We start from the raw sequence: 21606 nt of genomic DNA, 5'->3' as shown, positions 1-21606 counted from the left end.
GTAGAGGCCATGACGATGTCACCCGGCCTCGGCGGCGTCCTCGGCCGGTGCGTCCTCGCGGGCCGGCCCCTCGAGCGGCAGGCAGACCTCGAAGGTGGTGCCGCCCGGGCCGGTGCGGACCCGGATGTCGCCGTGGTGCTTCTTGACGACGATGCGCCACGAGATGTCCAGGCCCAGCCCTGTGCCCTCGCCGACGTCCTTGGTGGTGAAGAACGGCTCGAAGATGCGCGGGCGCACGTCGTCAGGGATGCCGGGGCCGGTGTCGCCGATCTCGACGATCGCGTGCGGGCCGTCGCGGCGGGTGCGGATCGTCAGCGTCCCGGTGCCGTCGCCGTGGGTGTGCATGGCGCCGACGGCGTTGTCGATGATGTTGGTCCAGACCTGGTTCAGCTCGGCGGCGTAGGCCGGGATCCTCGGGAGGTCGGGATCGAGCTCCTTGACCAGCCGGATGCCCTCGAGCTTGCGGTTCATCATCACCAGCGTGGACTTCAGCAGGTCGCGCAGGTCGACCTCCTGGAACGGCGCGCGGTCGAGCTGCGAGTACTGGCGGGCCGCCCCGACGAGGTTCGCGATGCGTGCCGTGGCGTCGGTGATCTCGCCCATGAGCGTCTCGGTCTCGACGGCATAGGCGATCCAGCGCACCGCCGCCTCGATCGACCCCTCGGGCACCGCGCGCTCGACCTTGTCCAGCCACTCCGCGTCCAGACCGCCCGCCACCAGGACGGGGGCGAGGTCCCACGCGCCGCCGACGCCGCGCTCGTCCAGCCAGTCGCCGAGCTCGTCCTCGGCGTCCGAGGCCTCGAGCGCCGAGAGCTCCGGGGCGGTCTCCGCGCGGTTGACCGCGTCCTCCTGCAGCTCGACGAGCTGCGCGACGGTCGGGCCGTCGAGCTTGCCGCAGGCGAGCAGGCCGAGCTTGTGGCGCATGCCGGCGACGCGGCTGCGCAGCGACTCCGTGGCGCGCTGCGCCGCGGCGGCGGGGTTGTTGAGCTCGTGGGTCAGGCCCGCGGACAGCGAGCCCAGGGCGAGCAGACGCTCGCGCTCGCTCTGGATCGTCGAGGTGCGGCGCATGCCGACGACGAGGCCCTCGAGCAGGTGGATCGGCAGCGGGAACCAGGTACGCAGCGCGTCGGCCCACTCGGCGGCGGGCAGCGCGAGGAACGTCGCGTCCGTGGTGGCGCGCAGCGTGTGCTTGTAGGTCTGGTCGGCGTCCGGGATGTAGGCCTGCGTGGAGCCGCCGTACGAGCCTCGCTGCGACGTGCGCGTCGTCTCGACCTCGTCGCCGCGCATCGCCTGGAGCATCGCCAGCTCGCCGGTCAGCAGCACCCAGAAGCAGCGCGCCGGCTCGCCCTCGCGGCACACCGTCTCGCCGGCGGAGAACGCGACGACGTCGCCGTGCTCGGCCAACCAGTCGAGCTGGGCGTCGTCGAGCTTCTCGAACAGGAACAGCCCGCGCAGCTCGTCACGGGTGAGCTTGTCGGAGATCTGCTCTGTCGTACTCATCGGTTCTCCAGCCATCGGTGCACCAGGCTCACCGCCATCGCGCCCTCACCGACCGCGGACGCGACGCGTTTGACCGAATCGGCCCGGACGTCGCCGACGGCGAAGACCCCGGGCACGGACGTCTCCAGGTGGAACGGATCCCGGTCCGGTTCCCATCCCGCCGGAGCCCGTCCGTTCTCCTCGCGGGGCAGGTCGGGCCCGGTGAGGACGAACCCGCGGCCGTCGCGGGCCACCACGCCGTCCAGCCAGTCGGTGCGCGGGGCGGCGCCGATGAACACGAACAGCCAGGACGCCTCGACCGTCTCCGCGGCGCCGGTGTTCCTGTCACGCAATGTCAGCTTCTCGAGGTGGTCGGTGCCGGCGGCCGCGCAGACCTCGGTGCACGTGCGCACCTCGATGCGGGGGTTCGCCTCGATCTGCTCGATGAGGTAGTGCGACATCGACGCCGTCAGCGAGGGGCCGCGCACCAGCATGATCACCCGGGAGGCGTGCCGGGAGAAGTTCATCGCCGCCTGGCCCGCGGAGTTCGCCCCGCCGACGACGTAGACGTCCTGCGCGGTGCACGAGGCGGCCTCGGTCGCGGCGGCGCCGTAGAAGACGCCCTGCCCGGTGTGGTCGTCGAGGCCGGGGCACTCGAGCATCCGGTACGAGACGCCGGTCGCGAGCACCACGGCGTGCGCGGTGATCTCCGAGCCGTCGTCGAAGCGGACGACGCGTGCCCGGCCCTTCGGCTCCAGGGCCGTGACGGTGCGGGTGGTGAGCACCTCGGTGCCGAACTTCTCGGCCTGCAGCCGCGCACGGGTCGTCAGCTGGTCGCCGGAGACGCCGTTGGGGAAGCCGAGGTAGTTCTCGATGCGGCTCGACGTGCCGGCCTGGCCGCCGGTGGCCCGGGACTCGACGAGCACGGTGCGCAGGCCCTCGGAGCCGCCGTAGACGCTCGCGCCGAGCCCCGCGGGTCCGCCGCCGACCACCACGAGGTCGTAGACGTCCTCGGACGCCGTGGTCGCGAGGCCTGCCGCCTCGGCGACCTGCGCGTCGGTGGGCTGGACGAGCGCGCGCCCCTCTTCGGTGACGACCACGGGCAGCAGGTCGGGGTCGGCGCCTGCCGCCTCGAGCAACCGGGCGCCCTCGGGCTCCTCCGCGCGGTAGAAGTCGTAGGAGACCTGGTTGCGGGCCGCGAGGTCCCGCAGCTCGTAGGAGCGCGACGACCAGCGGTTGCCGACGATGCGGATGGTCGCCGACGGGCGGTCCGAGGACTCACGCCAGGCGGCGAGCAGCGAGTCGACGACCGGGTAGAGCTTCTCCTCCGGCGGGTCCCACGGCTTGAGCAGGTAGTGGTCGAGATCGACGACGTTGATCGCGGTGATCGCCGCGTCGGTGTCCGCGTAGGCGGTGAGCAGCACGCGGCGGGCCCGCGGGAACAGGTCCATGGCCTGCTCGAGGAACTCGACGCCGGACATCCGGGGCATCCGCTGGTCGGCGAGGACCACGGCGACCTGCTCGCCCCGCAGCGCGATCTCGCGCAGCGCGTCGAGGGCGGCCGGCCCCGACTCCGCGCGCACGATGCGATGGTGCTCGCCGTACTCGCGCCGCAGGTCGCGGGCGACGGCACGGGACACCGCGGGGTCGTCGTCGACGGTCAGGATCACCGGGCGGGCCACGCCGTCCAGCGTAGGCCCCGCCCGGTCGCTTCTCGATCGATTGAGCGGACGGCGAAACCGTCAGTCACTGCTGGTACTGCCGCTGTCGCTCCCGGTGTCGGAGGGGCTGTCCCACCAGGACGAGTCACCGCTGTCGACGGCACCGTGGCCGCCACCGGTCAGCGGAGCGTCGCGGGCGGCCCGGATCTTGCCGTCGAGCTCGGCCACGAACCAGACGACGAACGCGGCCGCGGCGGGCGAGAGACGTTCGGGCACGCGCCCGGACGGGTGGACACGCCCGCGCCGGGCGCGGCCGACCCGCACGAGCCACGCCGTCCCGTCGTCGTCGACGAGCGTGCGGCGCGGCACCGGGAAGGTGCCCCGCACCTCGCAGCGCAGCCGGACGCCCTCGACCGTGATCTCCCAGCGCCGGTGCCCTGCGCGGCCGAAGCGGCGCGCCACGAGCACCGGGCCGGTGGACTCGCTCGCGGTCATGGACCCGGACCGCGCGCGCAGGCGCAGCCGCCGCTCCCCGTCGTCGAGCCAGGAGGAGGGCCCACCGCGCTCCCGACGGTCGCGGACGACCACCGCGCCGGGCACGTGGTCGACGTCGACGAACCAGCGCACCCGGTCCTCGCTGCCGCCGGTCGAGGCGGGGTCCGGCGGCCGCACGGCGACGGGCTGACCGACGCCGTACTCGCGGACGTCGTCGCGCACCCGTCGGCGCACGGCCGAGACGATCTGGTGGATCAGCCCCCACAGGAGGATCGGGGTGATCACGATGACCGCGGTCAGCACGTTCACCGCGCCGTCGTCGGCGATGCCGGGCGCGGGGTCGGGGTCGGACGTCACGGCGATGGCCGCGACGACGCCGGCGAGCACGAGCGCGCCGAGCCACCACAGATACCGATGGTGACCGAGCCGCCGCGGCGACCAGCGTGCCGCCAGCCCACCGCCGGGCGGCCGGCCGTCGCGCGTGGTCGTCGTCGCGGTCATCGTCCCTCCCTGATCAGCTTGGCGGCTACGGAAAGAGACGACAAGCCAGGTACTCTAGACCATGAGAGTGAACATCTCGGTGGATAGCTGCGCGCCGTTGCCACCGAGGGCCACCGATCGCCTCGCCGCGCCGGAGCGAGGGACACCCCGGCTGCGTCCCACGCAGCGAGGGACGCCCTCGCGCCCCGCCCGGGCGGCGATTCGTCGCGCGAAAGCGCCCACCCGCGCCTCGCGCACCTCCTACTGTGCGAACGGTGATCCTCGGTCGGCGGGCGGCCCGCACCGTCGTCGCGGTGGTCGCCGCCGCGCTGGTCGCCGCCACGCCGGGGGTCGCCTCCGCGGACGCGCCCGTGCCGCCCCCGCCCGATCCCGCGGCGCTCGCGCGCCTCGACCCGGACCCACGCCCGCTGCCCGGTGTCGACGCGCGCGTGCCGTGCGTGCGCTCCGACGGCGGCGGGACGATCCCCGGGGCGCCGTGGTCCCAGCAGCGCCTGCGCTTCACCGACGCCTGGCGGTTCACCCGCGGCGCGGGCCAGACGGTCGCCGTGATCGACACCGGCGTGAGCAGGCACCCCCGCCTCGCGGGCCGTCTCGTCGACGGCGGCGACTTCGTCGGCGCCCAGGGCGGCCTGCTCGACTGCGACGGCCACGGCACGCTCGTGGCCGGGATCATCGCCGCGGCGCCCGATCCGGGCACGGGCTTCGTCGGCGTCGCCCCGGACGCGCGCGTGCTGTCGATCCGCCAGTCCAGCGCCACCGTCCGGACCACGGCGCCCGACGGCTCACCCACCGACGGCGGCGGCAACGTCGACACCCTCGCCGAGGCGGTCCTGCGCGCGACGAGTCTCGGCGCGACCGTCATCAACATCTCGGAGGCCGCCTGCGTCCCCGCCGGTGACGCGGCCCGCGGGCTCGCTCCGCTGCGCGCCGCGGTGCGCGCCGCGGTCGACGCGGACGTCGTCGTCGTCGCAGCCGCCGGCAACGCCGGGTCGGGCGCCTGCACACAGAACCCGGACGGCCAGAGCTCCGGGCAGGTGGTCGCGCCGGCGTGGTTCGGCGACGACGTGCTCTCGGTCGGCTACACGCGCCGCGACGGCCTGCCCGCGCCCCAGAGCATCCGGGGCCCGTGGGTGTCGCTCGCCGCGCCGGGCTCGGAGATCGTCTCGCTGGATCCGGCCGGGCCGGGGCTGGTCGACACGATCACGCCGATCGGGGCCGGCCGCGCGATCCCGATCGAGGGCACGAGCTTCGCGGCGCCCTACGTCAGCGGGGTGGTCGCCCTCGTCCGCGCGCGTTACCCGGGGCTCGACGCGCGTCAGGTGATGGCGCGCGTGATCTCGTCCGCCGACCGCGGGGGCCAGGCCGGGGGCCGCGACGACGCGGTCGGCGCCGGCACCGTCGACCCGGTGGCCGCCGTCGCCGACGTCCGCCCGGACGAGTTCGCCGGCCCCGGGCCGGCCTCGGTCTCCCCGGCCGGGGCGGGTCGGGTCGACCTGACGGATGCACGCGATGCACACTCCGGATCGCGCACCGTGGCGCTGGCCGGGTCGGCAGCAGCGATGGCGCTGCTGGGTGGAGCCGGCCTGATCGTTCTCGTCGCGCGACGGGCACGTCGGTCGCGCTGAGGCGGCCGGGGTGACCCGGAGTCGTCCCGTCCTCTTCGCCGCCCGCGGCGCCGACCCCGAGGAGCCCGCGTGCGCATCACGCTCGCCCAGACCGACGCCGCGCTCGGCGACCTCGACGGCAACCTCAAGCGCGCCGAGCGGGTGGTCGCGGAGGCGGTCGACAACGACTCCGACCTCGTCGTCTTCCCGGAGCTGTCGCTGTCGGGCTACCAGATCGGCGACGTGCCCCAGGATCTCTCGCTGGCTCCCGACGACCCGCGACTGCTGCGCATCTCGCAGCGCGCCGGGGGCGCCGGCGTGCTCCTCGGGTTCCCCGAGGCCGGCGGGCACGGCCTGCACACCTACAACAGCGCCGGCTACTACGAGGGCGGCCAGCTCGTCCACACCCACCGCAAGCTCTACCTGCCGACGTACTCGACGTTCGAGGAGCGCAAGCACTTCCTGCCCGGCCAGCACTCCCGCGCGTACGGCGTCCGGGGCGGGCGCCACCGCGCGGCGACGCTGATCTGCAACGACGCCTGGCAGCCGCAGGTGGCGTTCCTGTCCACCCAGGACGGGGCCCACCTGCTGCTCGTGCCGGCGAACTCGGCGCAGTCGATGTCGCCGGAGCGCTACGACTCCAAGGAGTACTGGCGCAACATCACCACGTTCTACGGGCGCATCTACCAGCTGTTCGTGGTGTTCGTGAACCGCGTGGGCGTCGAGGGCGGGCTGAGGTTCTGGGGCGGGAGCCACATCGTCGACCCGTGGGGCGAGGTCGTCGGCGAGTGCGGCGAGGGTCCCGAGGCCGAGGAGACCGCCACGTTCGACATCGACCTCGCCGACGTGCGCCGTCGCCGCCGCGACATCCCGCTGGTGCGCGAGGCACGGCTGGGCCTGCTGCGCCGCGAGATCGACCGGCTGCTCGACGAGGGCGGCGACCTCTGACTACGTGACGAGGTCGAGCACGACGAGCACGGCCCCGAGCACGGCCAGCGCCGTGCCGCCCCAGGCGAACCAGCGCTGAGAGCCCACGGTGTCGTCGCGGAGCTCCTGCTCGGAGCGCGTCGAGACGATGAAGCGGTCCGACGAGGACTCGGGCTTCCCGATCACCAGCGGGCCGATCCGGTCGTGCACCTCGCCGAGGATGTAGAGGCGCTGGCCGGGCCGGAGGACCCACTCCGTGTAGGTCATGCCCAGCGACTCGCTGCCGCGGTCCCAGATGCCACCACCACCGTCGGGCTCGAACCGCTCGTGGATCTTCTCGGGACGGTCCGGGGCGGTCCCGTTCGGGTCGACGCCGATGATCCCGGTGTCGTCGACGAGGGCGTAGCCCTGGCGCGAGGTGTCGTCGAGGACCGTGTCGTTGCGCTCGCGGCGGCGCCAGTCGCCGTCGGAGTCGCGGTAGGACTCGCTGAACTTGTGGACGACGGTCTGGCGGTACCAGACGCACTCGACGCCGCTCTGGGGCGCGCGCAGCGGGCCGTCGGGGTGCGGGTGCGCCGCGCCGACGACCTCGCAGACCTTGCGGAAGCCCCCGGTGGTCCCGAGGTCGGAGAGCGTGCGCCGGTGCTCCTCGAGCTCGGCGATCGGCAGCGTCTCGGCCGCGATCATGGCGTGACGGCGCTGGCGGGTGCTCTGCGCGGCGAAGAAGCCCGCGACACCGAGCGCGACCAGTACGAGGCCGACGATCCACATGATGGGGGGACTCCCTGTGCCGACCGACGAGTGAGCACTACAGAAAGTAGGCGAACGTCGGTCAAAGCACCAGCCGCGGGGCCCGCCTCAGATCTTCGTGGCCGCCGGGAGCAGCTCGCCGCGACTGACGGTGACCGCGTCGCCCCGCAGGTACACGCGCTCACCCGCGAGCTCGACCCCGACCTCTCCGCCACGCGGGGAGAGCTGGGCGCCCACGAGGCGTTCGCGCCCGAGCCGCTTGGCCCAGAACGGCGCGAGGCAGCAGTGCGCCGACCCGGTCACCGGGTCCTCGTCGATGCCGACGGCGGGAGCGAAGAACCGCGAGACGAAGTCCGGCGCGCCGGGGCTCGGGTCGTCGCCGGCCCGGGCGGTGACGATCACGCCGCGACCGCTGGCCGCCTTGAGCACCGACAGGTCCGGCTCGAGGTTCCGCACCTCCTCGGCGGACGGGATCTCGACGAGGATGTCGTAGCGGCAGCGGGCGAGCTCGACGACCGCCGCACCGAGGGCGTCGGCGAACTCGTCGGCCATGTGGCCGTCGGGTAGCGCCGAGACCGGCTCGTCGACCGGGAAGTCGAGCTGGATGCCGCCGCCGGCCAGCGCCTCGGCGAGCAGCACGCCGGAGGCGGTGCGGAAGGCGATCGGCGACGTCGCCAGGCCCTGCTCGAAGAGCGCGTGCGCGCTCGCCAGTGTCGCGTGCCCGCAGATCTCCACCTCGACGGTCGGCGTGAACCACCGCAGGCCCACCTCGCCCGTGCTCGCGAGCGTCGAGAGGTCGACGAACGCGGTCTCGGAGACGTTGACCTCCGCCGCGACCGCCTGCATCCAGGCGGCGTCGTCGGCGTCGGTGAGACACACCCCGGCCGGGTTGCCGGTGAAGGGCGAGGACGTGAACGCGTCGACGAGATGGAGCTGCACGACCTCCATCGTGCCGTGCGCGACGCGTGGGAGGCAGCCACGCGGCGAACGGATCGGCCGAACGGCCGCGAGCCCCGGGGCGTGGGCCACCCCACCACGCCCCGGGAGTCACCACAGAAGGTCACATTCATCCTATGCGTCGGCCAAGCAGCGCCACACGGACGGCGTAGTATCACTACCTGTAGCGACCGCCAGGGTACCGAGCGACGGCACAGCCGCAGCTCCGTGACCCCGTCGGGGTGATGCGGAGGGACTGCGCCGACGGGGTGATCCGCGGGCCTCGCTACTGTGATCCCGCCATGAGCACGGTCTTCCTGGTCAGCGGCGCCTCCTCCGGGGTGGGGCGCGCGCTCGCGCAGTTCCTCACGCGTCACGGCGTGTCCGTCGTCGGCCTCGACCGGCGGGAGCCGCCCGACCGCGAGATCGCCCACGTCACCTGCGACCTCGCCGACCCGGGCTCGATCGACGCCGCGGTCGACCGCCTCGACGGGCAGGTCGACGCGCTGGCCAACGTCGCCGGCGTCCCGGGCACCGCGCCGGCCGAGACCGTGCTCTCGGTCAACTTCCTCGGCATGCGCCACCTCACCGAGAGCCTGATCGGACGCATCCGCCGCGGGGGGTCCGTGGTCAACGTGTCGTCCTCGGAGGGGCGGCACTGGGTCGCCCATCTCGCCGAGCTCCGGCCGCTGCTCGCCACCCGCACCTTCGCCGAGGGCCTGCGCTGGTGCCGCGAGCAGCGGCCCGACCGCTCGGTCTACGACGTGTCGAAGGAGGCCGTGCTCGCGTACACGACGGCCTCGTCGACGCTGACGTGGGGCGACGGCGTCCGGATGAACGCGGTCGCCCCGGGCACGGTCCGCACGCCCTCCCTGCCCGAGGTGGAGCGCTCCACCGATCCCCGCCGCCTCGCCCGCCAGCGCACCGCCGCGGGCCGGGACGCCGAGGCCTCGGAGATCGCCTCCGTCGTCGCCTTTCTCATGTCGAACGAGAGCCGGTGGGTCAACGGCCAGGCCCTCGCGGCCGACGGCGGCGTCGCCGCGGCGACCACCTGGGCCGCGCTCCAGTCACGCTGAAGGTCCTTCCACACCGATCGTCACCCGACTGTGATCTGTCCGTTGAACGAGTCGGACGTGCACTCGGCTCGCGGGAGATCACGCAATGGGAGCAGGACGCATGACGCGTCGCACGATGGCCGCGCTGGCGACGGGAGTCGCCGTCGCCGCCGTCGCCTGGCTGGGCGCCGCGACGGCCGTCGCCGCCCCGGGCGATCCCGCGGACCCCGGGAGCCAGGGGCCGACCCCGACCGCGCCCGGTGTGCACCCCGGTGTGCAGACCCGCACCGACGGCGCCCAGTGCACCGCCAACTTCCTGTTCACCGACGGGGAGGACACCTTCATCGGCCAGGCCGCCCACTGCTCGGGCACCGGTGCCTCGACCGAGACCAACGGCTGTGACTCCGCGTCCCTGCCGCTCGGCACCGAGGTCGAGGTCGGGGGCGCGAGCAAGCCCGGCGAGCTCGCCTACAACTCCTGGCTCGCGATGCAGGAGGCGGGCGAGACCGACGAGGACGCCTGCAACGACAACGACTTCGCCCTGGTGAAGCTGGCCCCCGAGGACGCGGCGACCGCGTCGGGGGTGGTCCCCTTCTTCGGCGGACCCAGCGGCGTGGACACCGACGGCGCCGGCGTCGGCGAGGTCGTGCACAGCTATGGCAACTCCGAGCTGCGCGGCGGCGTCACGCTGCTCAGCCCGAAGATCGGCACCGTCGCCGGGGAGACCGGCAACGGCTGGAGCTACGACGTCCTGACCGTCTCCCCTGGCATCCCCGGCGACTCCGGCAGCGCGTTCCTGTCGGCCGACGGACGCGCGCTCGGCGTGCTCTCGACGGTGCAGTTCGCGCCCGTGCCCGCGAGCAACGGGATCAGCGACCTGAGCAAGATGTTGGACTACGCCCGCGACCACGGTGCCGGTGACGTCGTGCTCGTCACCGGCTGACCCGTCAGGGCTGGAGGACCTCGCGCGTCCGCCCGCTCGTCGTGCTCGACGAGCGGGCGGAGCCCGCCCGTCGGCGGGCCTCCGCGGCCCGACGGTCGGACCGCCCGGTCCAGGACCTCATCGCGAGGTAGAGCGGCACCCCGATCACCAGGACCGACACCACCGCGAACACCGCCAACGCCACGATCCACTCCACGCCCGAACCCCCTGCGCGCACGCCGACATCCGCGGAGACGTCGCTCGATCGGGTGACGTCGTTACGTGCGCGTGCGCACGGATTTCCGAACGGTCCGGGCTCCTCGCCGTCCGGCGCGGCGGGCGGGCCGAACGGTCCGGTGGCGACCGCGAGCCCGGCGTCCCACCCGGGCGCGCGCCCGCACCCCGGCGGGACCGGTGTCGTGTCGAGCCCGGACGTCGCGAGCAGCCAGGCGACCAGCGAGTTGGAGTTCCACATGTCCCCGTCCACGGCGTGGCCCCAGGTCAGGACGGGCACCTCGCGAACTCGCTCGAGCATCGCCCGGGCCGTCGCGTCGTCGTCGGTGACGAGCATCGGCGCGCCCACCGCGAAACGGCGGTCGGGCAACACGCCGTCGCGCCAGCACCGCACCTCGTAGCGGAAGAACCGCGACCTCCCGAGCACCGCGACCGCGACCGGCCCGGTTCGCACGACGCCCCGGTCCGGTGTGCTCGGCCCGCCCCAGGCAGGCGCCATCTCGACGACCCACCGCGCGCCGTCGACCTCGATCTCCAGCACGGCGTGGAACAGCCGCTGCGGCGCCCGGTGCTCACGGGCGGCCGCGAACCGCTCCCACCAGCGGCTCGTCCGGCGGACGACGTGCCCGCCGGCGCCGACGGGGATCCACAGCAGCCGCACACCCGCCGTCATCGCAGGACGGCGTCCAGGCATCGCCGCGGGCTCGGGTGCGCGAGACGGGTCGGGTAGCCGACCCGGAAGGTGACGAGCGGCGCCGCACCGTCCGGGAGCAGGGCCGCGAACCGCGCGGCGAGCTCGCCGTCACGGCCGAGGGTGCGGTCCCGGTCGATCCGCTCGGTGGCCTGGTTGAGCGGCTGCAGGGCCAGGCCCTCGGCGGTCGCCGCGAGGTGCACACGCTGCAGGAGCCGGCCGGCGAGCAGCCGGGTGTCGTGGTCGTCGGGGTCGGCTGCGGTGACGACGCCGTAGGCGGCGGCCGTCCGCGTGTGCACGGTCCTCGTCCGGCGCACCCAGAAGCGGTCCGCGGCCCGGCGTCGCGTCGCGGGCAGCAGGGTGGCCGCGCGGAGCATCGCGGGGGCCATTCCCTGCCCGGCGAGCGTGAGACCGTCGCGATGCTCCCCGATCTCCTGGCGCGAGCCCCGGAACCACGCGAAGGACGCCCGCGACTGCTCCTCGTCGCGGGTGACGGCGACGGCGGCGTCGACGAGGAGGGCGCCGAGGCGCCGCTTGTCCTCGAGCGTGGTCACCCAGTGCACGGCGACGCCGGGGAGATCGCTCATGTCGACGAGGCCGTCGAGCGTGGCGCGGTGGATCGGCCGGGGCAGGTAGGGGCCGCGATCGGTGTGGCGGGACCCGATCGCGGCGTGGAGCGGGGACGTCTCGACGACGCCCGGTCGGAGCTCGACGCGGGCGGCTCCGGGGGCGGGCAGCAGCGTGACGGCGGTGTCGTGCCCGCGGGCGTGGCAGGCGAGGACGAGGTTCTCGAGGGCGCAGCCCAGGCCGACCGCGGTCTCGCGCCCCAGGGGGTCGAGGGCGTCGATGCGCCGCTCCGGGTCGATCGCGAGCTCGATCACGGTGCCGTCGATCCGGAACGTCCAGGGCTGCGTGTTGTGGGGGTTCGCGGCGAGCACCGCGGCCGCCACGGCACCGTGCAGATCGGGGTCGCGCCACGTCGACCACGCCGCGAACGCGCGACCGCCCACGGGGTCGAGCACGCCGGAGTCGAGCACTCGCCAGACGGCGAGCCCCGCCAGGACGGTCGCGGCGGAGCTCGCCCCGAAGCACCGGAGCGGCGGGATCGGGGCGCCGGGGTGCGTGGTGTCCACGACGTCCAGGGTCGTCCGCCGCGGGCCTCGAGCGCCTGGGGCCGAGGTCCCGGCGTCCCGGGCCCATCAGGCCGGTTCAGTCCAGCGGTGCCTCCGCGCTCACCCGCCGCCGTCGTCGGGCGGGCGGTCAGCGCGGCGGTGGGGGTGGCGTCAGCCGGGATCCGGCTGGCGCTGCGAGAGGTCGAGGTCGAGGGCGCGTGGAGGAATCCGCGGAACTCGACGTCGAACGGCTGCTGCGACGTGGAGGTCTGCGCGACGGAGGCGCCCCTGCACCCGATACGAGCAGCGCGGTCGCGCTCAGCAGCTTCCCCACGGGTCCAGCGCGTGGTGGGACCAGACGCCGGTGAGCACCTCGCAGGCGAGCTCCACCATCGTCATCGCGCGGGAGGACGCCTCGTTCCGCAGCATCTCCGCTGCGGCCTCGATGTCCACGCCGAGCCTCTCGGCCACGACGCCCTCGGCGCGGTAGACGTCGGCGGGGATCATCAGACGGTCGTTCTCGGCCGGAAGCATCATGGCTGCTCCTCGGAAGTCCTCGACGAGACCTCCGCGTCGGCCGTGCGGTCGACCACCGGAAGCGTCCAGCAATCACTACCCGTCCGACCACGAACTGTCCATCGGGCACGCGGCGGAACGGCCTGCGACGACCCGACGCACGACGAAGCCCACCGAGCGTTTCCGCTGGTGGGCTGGGGTGGCCAGGGGCGGGGTCGAACCGCCGACCTATCGCTTTTCAGGTGCCGTGGACGGTTCCCGATCCGTCTGGATCGGTCTCCTGAGCAGGGGAAACGTCTCCGGCGGACGCCGACGGACGGCCCCGAGTGCACCAACGCTGCTGTAGGGCTGCAGCAGTTCGCCGACGACCCACGGGCCGGCTTCGGGGTCTCTCCCTCGGCGGCGCGGGGTCGTCCCGGACGGGCCGGGCGTGGAGGTGCAACTTCCCGACCGTCCTCGTTCCCGCCGGCTGTGTTCGTGTCCGGCCTCGGGCGGGTGGTTGCACCGGAGCGGCCGGGCTGTCAGACCCCGGAAGCGCCGCCGAGGGAGAGACCCCGATCCCACCGCTCCCCCACGCACTGCCACACCGCCGTCCACGGGGCTGCCCCTCTCCTGAGCGTGGTGCCCGGTTGTAGGGCGGAGCCCTGCCCGCCGGAGGCCGTACGCCTCCCGTCCACTCGTCCCTGTCTGCGTCGTGCTCCTGGCTGCTGGCTGGCCCGGCGGCCGGGTCGCGGACGCACGGCGATTTATCAGAGTGGCGGGAGCGGCCCGGCAACGCCGGGCCGCGCCGGCGCGCCAGCGCCGGCGCTGACCTTGGACGGTGCCCGGTGAGCGCGCGGTCCTCTCTCGGTAATGGGCGAGCAGTCCTTCACCACCGGCGCCGCCGTCGTCAGGAGTCGGGCGCCCCGACGGTCGAGCGGGTGGCCCAGGCGCGGGCCAAGCGGGCTCATCGGTGGTCTCGTCGCGCGCAGCTCCGGAAGATCACCAGCATCGGCCGCGTCCGCCGGTGCGGCTACTGCACCAACCCCGAGGCCGGCCCGACCCTGGCGGTGACCGAGAACGCCGACGGGACCCGCACCGCCGGCTACGGCGGCCTGGTCACATGCGGCTCGGTCTGGGTGTGCCCGCAGTGCGCAGCGAAGATCGCGACCGGTCGGGCCGACGAGCTGTCCCAGGTGATGCGCGCGGTCGACGCCGCCGGTGGCTCGGCGTTCATGCTGACGCTGACGATGCGCCACGGCGCCGGTGACCGGCTCGGGCTCTCGATGGCCGACCGGGAGCGGTTGTCGCTGCTGGAGAAGCGCCGCAAGAGCCGCGAGGCCGGCCGGCTGAGCAAGAAGGACGCCGACCGGCTGGCCCGCCTCGAGGAACGCGACCGCGAGCGCCTCGAGGAACTCGGCGAAGCCCAGGCTGAACGCGACGACGCCGAGGCCCAGGGCTGGCACGTCGACGAGCGCCAGGCCGAGGCGGACGCGATCGAGGAGGCCGAGATCAGGGCCCGGCGTGGCTGCTGGGACGCCTGCGCCGACGGGTGGAAGGCGGTTACCGAGGGCGCGCAGTGGCAGGCCGACAAGGAGATGTTCGGCGGGCTGCTTGGCTGGGCCAAGGTCGTCGAGGTCACCGACGGCCTCCAGGTCTGCGACGACCCCGACTGCTCCCAGCGCCGCCACGGCAACGGCTGGCACGTCCACATCCACGCCCTGCTCTGCTTCGGCCGCGACGTCCCGGTCGCGCTGGTCCGCGAGACCGTCTGCGCCCTCGCCTTCGGCCGCTGGTGCCGCGCGCTGGAGCGCAACGGGTTCGACGCCTCGGAGGAGCACGGCTGGGACGTCCGCAAGGTCCGCCTCGGCGACGGCGACCTTGCCGACTACTTCACCAAGCTCGCCCACGAAGTCACCGGCAGCCATCACAAGGAAGGCCGACGCAAGGGCGTCCGGACCCCGATGCAGCTCCTCGCCGACGCCGTCGACACCTACCGGGTCGAAGACCTAGCCCGCTGGTGGGAATGGGAAGCAGCTTCCCAACGTCGACAGCAGCTCACATGGTCACGGGGACGACACGACCTCCGGAAGCTCGCCGACCTCGGGCAGGAGCGCAGCGACGACGAACTGGCGGAAGAGGACCTCGGAGGGGAGGTCCTGCTCGTCATCGAACGCGAGTCTTGGGAGTGGATCGAGTACACCGGTCGGCAATGCGAGCTCCTCGACTACAGCGAGGAACACGGGCTCCGCGGCGCCGGAGAGTGGCTACGTGTACACGGTCTCCGCTGGCTCGAAGCCACCACGGTGGCGCTGCCTGAGAACGGTCGCATTGTCAAACACCCACAATGAGCCACCGCCGTCGTGATCGGCTCACGCGCCTAGAACACTCCCGCAACCTAGATCACGAGCTCCCGGCTGGCGGGTGCCGCCGTCTCTTGGTCAGCGGCCGTCTGGTGCCTCTGGTCCGCGGGAGCTCTCCTGGGTGTCGCGGCGACGCTTGCTGTCTCCCCCGTCACGGTATCGGGAGCTGCTGGAGCGCCGTCCCTCCCGGTCTCGCTGTTCGTCACCATCATCGAAGCCCTCGAAGGGGTCGATGACCAGCTCACTGAGGCGCATGGCGACCGTCCCTCATCCTCGTCCCCACCGGGGGTTCAACTCTGGCGAGAAGTAGTGTACCCGATGGATCCAAACTAGGCCCTCCGACCGAGACAGCACCGCAACATCGATCGGTTCGCCTACCGACTCGGCCGCGAGAGACATTTTAAGACGAAAGGCCGTAAACGCAATAAGAGAACGCGCGAATTCCGCCAAGTCTGCCTTCGGCAAGAAACGGACTGCGTCAATTACTGGCCGGCCATGTGCGTCGATGTGATCATCAAGTCGACGCTCAAGACGCTTCGTGTGGACCTCGTCGAGTCCGAGGTCCACAAGCTCGTCCGCAATCCAATCTTTCATAGATGGATGAATGCCCTCCATAAACATCTTCACCTGATCGTTTTGGGCGAAGGGTGCGATCAGGGCCGGCGCTCTTGCTGAAACCGCCGACCGCCTGCTTGCGTACCTCCTAGTATGTGGCCCGACGGGTACACCGATCAGGTACGGCTTCATCGAAGGAAGGCGCTCCTTCTGGCCGAAGCCAGCGAAGACAAGGCCCGTATGGGCGGGCTCGCGTTCAGCTAGATGAGTCCAAGCTTGTTGCGCTGCGTCGCGAAGCGCCTGCTTCCCGGCTTCCTCGAGTCCTCCGAACTCCTCGGAAAGAGTTGAAATCTCGCCGTCGAGCCACTCAAGAAGTTCGGACGCGGCGAGTAGGTTCTCGTCGTCGATCACTCGACGAGTCCGGCCTTGAGTGGACCTCCATCGACTAATCTCGTCCGTGATCACTATTGTCGACGAGGCCGAGGACCGCTCGAGAGCTCGACTAACGCTGCGCAGCAGGTCTTCAACGACTATCGCAGCAGTAGGCTTGTCTCGCTGCAAATTCGGTGCCCATGCGGGAACTTCCTCGTCAAGGTATTTCATAAACGCCGCCGAGTAGCCCTCTAGCGTGTCGGAGGCTTCTGGACGATCCCGCCTGAAGTCTTTGATTATCAGCTCCCAGGGCAAGCCGAGATAGCTTGGGCTGCCGTACCACATAGCGGCAACGGGCTCAGTATCGTGAAGAGCAACCAGCTTGCTGGCACCGCGGTAATGTTTGAGACCCCCGCCATAGTCGATCTCAACTGCACTATCTGCGGCGATAGCAATTGCACCGCTGTTCATGACAACGATACCCGCCGTCACCTCGTACCGCTCTCCCCATAGATGGGGACATTCTCGAACAGGTCGTCGTCTGACTCTCGCTGACGACTAGCGAATTCATCACTGAACGTGGCCCGCAGTTCGACGCGCCCTGAGAACCACCGTCTCTTGACGCGATAAGCACGAAAGAGCGGCGTAGAATCGCCAGCCCCAACGATAGACAACTGCATCGCGCGGCTTGAGACCGACCTCAATCCTACGTTCGCCGTAAGCAGCTCGATGCCGCCTGCCTCCACGTCGGCCGAGATTGCAAACTCCATGCCCGCACCTGCGTCCTGCGAGATCAACGCCGTCGTTGACGATGCGTGGAGAACGTACGTTACTACGACCCAATCGCGATCCCACTGGCCTTGATTGATTAGCGAGACGATCTCGTCCTTCAATTTCGGCAAGTCGGGAAGCTGATAGTGAGTCACGTCATCGGCGTAGAAAACGACCGCGTTGTCGCGGGAGAATTCCACACTGACCCCCGCTTCGGCTGATGGCACGTTCGGCAGTGCGTCGGAGGTCTTCCCCTTTGCTTTGAACTGAAAGTTCACTGAGCCAGCACTCGCGTAGCGGTATGTCTCTGTGGACCGGCCTTTGTCAGGCGGTCCCATGGAAATACCGAAATCGCCGAGCGTCTTCTCCCGGGCGAAGACACCCTCGTCGTCGACCTTCCCAATGTCTCCTAGTGCAACACGAACGCCTGGAGGCCAGGTCGGTGTGAACCTGAAGTTCGGACCAATCTCTTTGACATACTGCTCAGCGGCACTTGCCACCCGGCATCCCCCCCAATGTCTCGTCGGCCACGGGCATGTGGCCGCCGACCCGCCGTGACGCGCACCACAATAGCGCCCCTCGGGTGGCTGCGGAAGTGTCCTCCTATTGCTGAGCGCCTATACGGTGGGTGCTCGGATGGTTACATAACGTGCTCGCCGCCCGGTTGCTGCGTTGCCCGGCTGCGTCTTCTTCTTGAGTGATAGCGTGATAACGGCGCGGCGTTTGACCGGCAACAAGCGCGAGGGGCGCGATCAGTTGGAGCGAAGCAGCTTTGGCTGAGCCTGAGGCTCGGCGGGGATGACATGTAACAGCGTCCAGAGACGACGGTCGCCGAGCCGGTCGGGCCGGTAACGACGGCCGCTGAGTAACTGAGGCTTCGGTGGTCCATCGTGTCGCTCTGGTTGTGGCACCGACTACGAGACCTACCCGCTCACTCATAGTCCAACGCGAAGGGCCGGCGTCGCTTCAGGAGCGTCGAAAACTCAGTCGGCAAGATACAGAATTCGTTTTGCCAGGGGTCGTGGAGCACCCAGAAGTCGTGGCCTCGTTCTTGTTGGTGGTCCCATCGGGTGGCGCCGAGGGCTTCGATGCGTTGGACCTCGGCTTCGACGTCGGTGGTTTCGAGGTCGAGGTGCATGCGCTCCTTCGACGTCTTGGGGTCGTCGGTGCGTTGGAGCAGGATGCGGATGTCGGAGTCGGGGAGCTTGAGCCGGCGGTAGACGGGCTGACTGTCGGCGCGCAGGGTCTCCTCGGTGGCGTCGAGCACGGCGGACCAGAAGGCCACGCCCTCGTCGAGGTCGCCAACATCGATGACGAACTGGGCGACGCGGCTGCGTAGCTCGGTCATCGGGCCTCGTCCTCGTCGATGAGGTCCTGGACGATCTGCGCGGAGTGCTCCTGCGTACGCGCAAGGGAGCCCCAGCCGGTGATGACGGCGCCGTCGTAGCTCATGCCGACCCAGCGGCCCCAGGCGTGGGTGCCGTGACGGTGCAGGACGAGGTACATCGTCCCCTTCGATCGGACTGCGGCGTCGGTGGAGCGGTACCAGCCCATGAGGGCCTCCTGGTCCCACAGGCGCAGTTCGCCGTGCCACTGGTAGCTGCCTTCGGCGACCGCGATGGCGCGCTCGGCGTCGAGGTGGAGCAGCTCCCCGCGCTGCTCGACCTCCAGCGAGTGGGTGTCGACGCGCGGCTTGCCCTCCTTCCAGGTCTGCCAGGAGCACCACCACTGCCCGGAGAGGTCGAGCCCGTAGTCGACCTGCCCGGCCAGGCGGGCCAGCGAGATGCCGAGCGCATCTGCAAGCGAGACGGCCGCGGAGAGGGTCGGCTGCTGCTCGCCGGCCTCGTATCGGGCGAGCTGCCGGACGCTCACGCCGGCCGCCTTGGCCAGCTCCCCCTGCGAGAGCTGCAGCGCCGCGCGCTGCGACTTGATCACCTCCGACACATCCACGCGCGACATCCTCCCCGGTCAGACGAATAAGGCAAGAGACCTGCCGTATGCGGCTTGACACGTCGGACGTAAGAGGCGCACTCTCTGCCGTACTAGTCATGCCGTATCAGTCCTGCATCCTGACGGAGGAGACATGTACTCGTGCTCGCTGGCGATCGACGCCACCCGCACCCGAGTGATCGCGACCGGCGACGTGGTGCAGCCACCGCGCTGGGACGACACCCCCAACGGCCGCCGCCCGGTGGCCGGCTCCACCGCTATCGACGAGGAGACCGGCCAGCCGATCAACCTCATCGGCGTCCTGCTGCCCACCGGGCAGAACGGCGAGAAGGAGACCCACACCGTCCGCGTGTGCTCCTACGAGGTCCCCGAGCTGCCCGAGTTCGAGCCCGTCGAGTTCGACGGCCTGGAGGCCTTCATCCGGCCCGCCAAGACCGGCAAGGGCATCGAGCTGTACCTGTCCGCCGACGCCGTCCGCGTCCCCTCGGCGCCCAGCAAGCCCGCCCCGGCACCCAAGGACACCGCGCCCAAGGACGTGGCCTGATGGGCGCCCCGGTGCGCGTCGCGACGCGCTCGTTGTTCGACGTCCTCGTGCTGACCTGCCGGGCTCGCCACTGCACCGAGCAGTGGGAGCCGGCTCCGATCAACGACGACGGGGACGGCGTGGTCCAGCTCTCCCAGGAGCGTTGCCCGGCCTGCGGGTCGAGCACCTGGGAAGTCACCCAGGTCGAGGTGTCCGGCTCGCCCACGCGCGAACAGCGCCGCCGTCGCGGCCCGCGCCGCTCCTCCTCCGGCAGTGGTGGGCGATGAGCGCGACCCTGTGGCGCGGCCAGACCATCCGCCGCCGCGCCGACATCCAGCGCACCCTCATCGAGCGCGACCACGGCCCGCTCGCGACCGCCCTCTACTGGACCCTCGCGCTGCTGCGCTGGGCGGTGTGGGCCACCGTCATCGGCCTCTGGGGCCTCGTCTACGTCCCCCCGCTCGGCGCCGTGGTCACCCTGCTGATCGTGACCGGGCTCGTGCTCGGCCCATGGGGCGTCTCCGGCGTCGCCGCCCTGGCGGCCGGCGGCGCGTGGGCCTGGGCCCGCTGCTCACCGGGGACCTGGACCCGCCACCTGGTCCGGCGCGGCGAGCGCTTCTGGCGGCGGCTGCGCTACCGCTGGGTCTGGGACGACGTCATGGCCGCCTGCGGCATCAAGGCCACCGACGCCGCCCACCGCATCGTCGTCCCCCGCCTTCTCTGGGTCGGGCTCGGCGACCACGTCGACGTCCTCACCGTCCAGCTCTGCCCCGGCGTCACCCTCGACACCATCGCCGCCCAGGCCGACGGGCTCCGCTCCGAGTGGGCCGCGCTCGACGTCCGCGTCACCCGGCACCCGCGTGTGCGGACCTGGGGCCTGCTGCGCGTCGTCCTGCACGACACCCTCGCCGAGCAGCAGCACCACGCCCGCAACCGGGTCGACCTCACCCGCCTGGCGATCGGACGTCGCGAGGACGGCCAGCCCTGGGCGCTGCGGCTGCTCGGCCGGCACCTGCTCGTGGCCGGCGCCTCCGGAGCCGGCAAGGGCTCGATCGTCACCGCCCTGCTCTGGGCCCTGTCCCCCGCCATCGCCGACGGCTGGGTCCGCGTCATCGGGGTCGACCCCAAAGGCGGCATGGAGTTCGGGATGTACCCCGAACTGCTCCACATGTTCGCCTGGCGCTCGGAAGCCGAGCTCGTCGCCGCCCTGGAACACACCGCCGCCCTCGTGATGGCCCGCTGCACCTTGCTGCAGGGCCGGACCCGCCTGCACCGGCCCACCATCGACGACCCGTTCCACATCATCATCATCGACGAGATCGCGTCCCTCACCAGCTACATCGTCGACCGCGCGCTCAAAGAACGCGCCCGCGTCGCCCTCGGCACCCTGCTGAGCAAGGGCCGCGCCCCCGGGTTCTCCGTGGTCGGGCTCGTCCAGGACCCCCGCAAGGAAGTCCTCGAGCTACGCAACCTGTTCACCGTCAAGGTCGGCCTGCGCCTCGACAGCCCCACCGAGGTCGCCATGGTCCTCGGCGACACCGCCCACGACCGCGGCGCCCGCTGCCAGGACATCGACCTCGACACCCCCGGCATGGCCTACGTCGTCGACGACGAAGACCGCCACGAGCCGATCAAAGTCCGCGCCGACTTCCACGACGACGCCGGCATGCGCTGGCTCGCCACCGAGTACGCCTCCCCCACCCACGAAGACGTCCCCGAGCTGGTCACCAAACAGCGCGACACCACCCGGAACGACAGGCGCCCCGACAAGCGCACGGACGCGTCATGAGCAGCGTCCTGAGTGCCGCGCTGCTGACCAGCGACACCCCGCGCTGGCTGTTCCTGGTCATGGCCGGCCTCGTCGCCACCGCCTACCTCGCCTGCGGGCTGCTGGCCCTGATCGGCCGACTCCGGCGGCGGACGGCGACGCAGCGACAGCCCATCCGACGCCCGGCCCCGGTCCGAGCCGGCGTCCGGCAGGAGGTGACCTCGTGATCGCCGCCGTCATCATCGCCGGCCTGCTGACCGTCATCGCTGCCAAGAGCCGCGCCGTCGGTCCCGCCCTCGCACTCGGCGTCATCACCGTCGTCCTGCTCGGCGTCGTCGCCCCCGGCTTCATCGCCGGCGTCGGCGACGTCCTCGCCGCCATCGCCGGCGGCATCGGCGACGGCATCACCCGCGCCGCCTCCGACTGATCCCAAGGAGAAACC

Annotated in this window: 22 protein-coding genes; 10 read left to right on the top strand and 12 right to left on the bottom strand. The window is 71.7% G+C overall.

All coding sequences use genetic code 11. From position 1 onward, the window contains the following. Positions 1-18 precede the first annotated feature (18 nt). Genes AC2A1K_RS13670 through AC2A1K_RS13660 form a run of 3 tightly spaced genes read right to left on the bottom strand, consistent with a single transcriptional unit; the run spans position 19 to position 4136 of the window. Positions 19-1500, bottom strand: a complete 1482-nt coding sequence (locus AC2A1K_RS13670) for an ATP-binding protein (RefSeq protein WP_483896850.1) — start codon at positions 1498-1500, stop codon at positions 19-21. After that, positions 1497-3161, bottom strand: coding sequence for an NAD(P)/FAD-dependent oxidoreductase (locus tag AC2A1K_RS13665; RefSeq protein ID WP_483896849.1), 1665 nt, complete (start codon positions 3159-3161; stop codon positions 1497-1499). The genes AC2A1K_RS13670 and AC2A1K_RS13665 overlap by 4 nt, the downstream gene beginning before the upstream one ends. Positions 3162-3221: 60 nt before the next feature. Next, positions 3222-4136 (bottom strand): hypothetical protein, encoded by a 915-nt coding sequence (locus AC2A1K_RS13660; RefSeq protein ID WP_483896848.1) that lies wholly within the window; start codon positions 4134-4136, stop codon positions 3222-3224. Positions 4137-4390: 254 nt separating this feature from the next. Between AC2A1K_RS13660 and mycP the strand changes: the two genes are divergently transcribed. Further along, positions 4391-5761 (top strand): type VII secretion-associated serine protease mycosin, encoded by a 1371-nt coding sequence (gene mycP, locus AC2A1K_RS13655; protein WP_483896847.1) that lies wholly within the window; start codon positions 4391-4393, stop codon positions 5759-5761. Between the two features lie 69 nt (positions 5762-5830). Continuing rightward, entirely contained in the window at positions 5831-6688 is an 858-nt protein-coding gene (locus AC2A1K_RS13650; protein ID WP_483896846.1) for a nitrilase-related carbon-nitrogen hydrolase, read from the top strand. Here AC2A1K_RS13650 and AC2A1K_RS13645 read toward each other — a convergent pair whose 3' ends face one another. Next, the gene (locus AC2A1K_RS13645; RefSeq protein ID WP_483896845.1) at positions 6689-7438 is read right to left on the bottom strand and encodes an E3 ubiquitin ligase family protein; all 750 of its coding nucleotides are present in this window, start codon (positions 7436-7438) and stop codon (positions 6689-6691) included. An 87-nt stretch (positions 7439-7525) separates the two neighbouring features. After that, positions 7526-8365, bottom strand: a complete 840-nt coding sequence (locus AC2A1K_RS13640) for a PhzF family phenazine biosynthesis protein (protein ID WP_483896844.1) — start codon at positions 8363-8365, stop codon at positions 7526-7528. Between the two features lie 290 nt (positions 8366-8655). On the opposite strand from AC2A1K_RS13640, the gene AC2A1K_RS13635 reads away from it, so the two are divergent. Together AC2A1K_RS13635 and AC2A1K_RS13630 are read left to right on the top strand one after the other, a co-directional pair. Continuing rightward, positions 8656-9429: a coniferyl-alcohol dehydrogenase gene (locus tag AC2A1K_RS13635; RefSeq protein WP_483896843.1), complete on the top strand. Its 774-nt coding sequence runs from the start codon at positions 8656-8658 to the stop codon at positions 9427-9429. Between the two features lie 100 nt (positions 9430-9529). Beyond that, positions 9530-10351 (top strand): serine protease, encoded by an 822-nt coding sequence (locus AC2A1K_RS13630; RefSeq protein WP_483896842.1) that lies wholly within the window; start codon positions 9530-9532, stop codon positions 10349-10351. A 4-nt stretch (positions 10352-10355) separates the two neighbouring features. On the opposite strand, the gene AC2A1K_RS13625 is transcribed toward AC2A1K_RS13630, so the two are convergent. The 3 genes from AC2A1K_RS13625 to AC2A1K_RS13615 form a co-directional block, all read right to left on the bottom strand. Continuing rightward, on the bottom strand, positions 10356-11237 hold the full coding sequence (locus tag AC2A1K_RS13625) for a hypothetical protein (protein WP_483896841.1): 882 nt from the start codon (positions 11235-11237) through the stop codon (positions 10356-10358). Further along, the gene (locus tag AC2A1K_RS13620; RefSeq protein ID WP_483896840.1) at positions 11234-12388 is read right to left on the bottom strand and encodes an Acg family FMN-binding oxidoreductase; all 1155 of its coding nucleotides are present in this window, start codon (positions 12386-12388) and stop codon (positions 11234-11236) included. The genes AC2A1K_RS13625 and AC2A1K_RS13620 overlap by 4 nt, the downstream gene beginning before the upstream one ends. Positions 12389-12685: 297 nt before the next feature. Further along, entirely contained in the window at positions 12686-12904 is a 219-nt protein-coding gene (locus tag AC2A1K_RS13615; protein ID WP_483896839.1) for an ANTAR domain-containing protein, read from the bottom strand. An 899-nt stretch (positions 12905-13803) separates the two neighbouring features. Here AC2A1K_RS13615 and AC2A1K_RS13610 point away from each other — a divergent pair. Further along, positions 13804-15213: a hypothetical protein gene (locus AC2A1K_RS13610; protein WP_483896838.1), complete on the top strand. Its 1410-nt coding sequence runs from the start codon at positions 13804-13806 to the stop codon at positions 15211-15213. Positions 15214-15492: 279 nt separating this feature from the next. On the opposite strand, the gene AC2A1K_RS13605 is transcribed toward AC2A1K_RS13610, so the two are convergent. From AC2A1K_RS13605 to AC2A1K_RS13590, 4 genes are all read right to left on the bottom strand, one after another. Beyond that, positions 15493-16644, bottom strand: coding sequence for a hypothetical protein (locus AC2A1K_RS13605; protein WP_483896837.1), 1152 nt, complete (start codon positions 16642-16644; stop codon positions 15493-15495). Further along, positions 16641-17423, bottom strand: a complete 783-nt coding sequence (locus AC2A1K_RS13600) for a hypothetical protein (protein WP_483896836.1) — start codon at positions 17421-17423, stop codon at positions 16641-16643. The genes AC2A1K_RS13605 and AC2A1K_RS13600 overlap by 4 nt, the downstream gene beginning before the upstream one ends. Before the next feature lie 431 nt (positions 17424-17854). Then, positions 17855-18271 (bottom strand): VOC family protein, encoded by a 417-nt coding sequence (locus AC2A1K_RS13595; RefSeq protein WP_483896835.1) that lies wholly within the window; start codon positions 18269-18271, stop codon positions 17855-17857. Next, entirely contained in the window at positions 18268-18873 is a 606-nt protein-coding gene (locus AC2A1K_RS13590; protein WP_483896834.1) for a helix-turn-helix domain-containing protein, read from the bottom strand. Before AC2A1K_RS13590 ends, AC2A1K_RS13595 begins: the two co-directional genes overlap by 4 nt. A gap of 133 nt (positions 18874-19006) precedes the next feature. Here AC2A1K_RS13590 and AC2A1K_RS13585 point away from each other — a divergent pair, with 133 nt between their 5' ends. The 5 genes from AC2A1K_RS13585 to AC2A1K_RS13565 are packed head-to-tail and all read left to right on the top strand — an operon-like array spanning position 19007 to position 21591. Then, on the top strand, positions 19007-19417 hold the full coding sequence (locus AC2A1K_RS13585; RefSeq protein ID WP_483896833.1) for a hypothetical protein: 411 nt from the start codon (positions 19007-19009) through the stop codon (positions 19415-19417). Continuing rightward, on the top strand, positions 19417-19683 hold the full coding sequence (locus AC2A1K_RS13580; protein ID WP_483896832.1) for a hypothetical protein: 267 nt from the start codon (positions 19417-19419) through the stop codon (positions 19681-19683). The genes AC2A1K_RS13585 and AC2A1K_RS13580 overlap by 1 nt, the downstream gene beginning before the upstream one ends. Further along, entirely contained in the window at positions 19680-21185 is a 1506-nt protein-coding gene (locus AC2A1K_RS13575) for an FtsK/SpoIIIE domain-containing protein (RefSeq protein ID WP_483896831.1), read from the top strand. Before AC2A1K_RS13580 ends, AC2A1K_RS13575 begins: the two co-directional genes overlap by 4 nt. Next, complete coding sequence (locus AC2A1K_RS13570) at positions 21182-21391, top strand: hypothetical protein (protein ID WP_483896830.1); 210 nt, start codon at positions 21182-21184, stop codon at positions 21389-21391. The genes AC2A1K_RS13575 and AC2A1K_RS13570 overlap by 4 nt, the downstream gene beginning before the upstream one ends. Further along, complete coding sequence (locus AC2A1K_RS13565; RefSeq protein WP_483896829.1) at positions 21388-21591, top strand: hypothetical protein; 204 nt, start codon at positions 21388-21390, stop codon at positions 21589-21591. The genes AC2A1K_RS13570 and AC2A1K_RS13565 overlap by 4 nt, the downstream gene beginning before the upstream one ends. The last annotated feature ends 15 nt before the right edge of the window (positions 21592-21606 follow it).

The organism is Actinomycetospora sp. 2LY8.5 (assembly GCF_057180585.1).
Note: the sequence above shows the minus strand (reverse complement) of the source record. Positions and strands in the feature narration are given on the sequence as shown.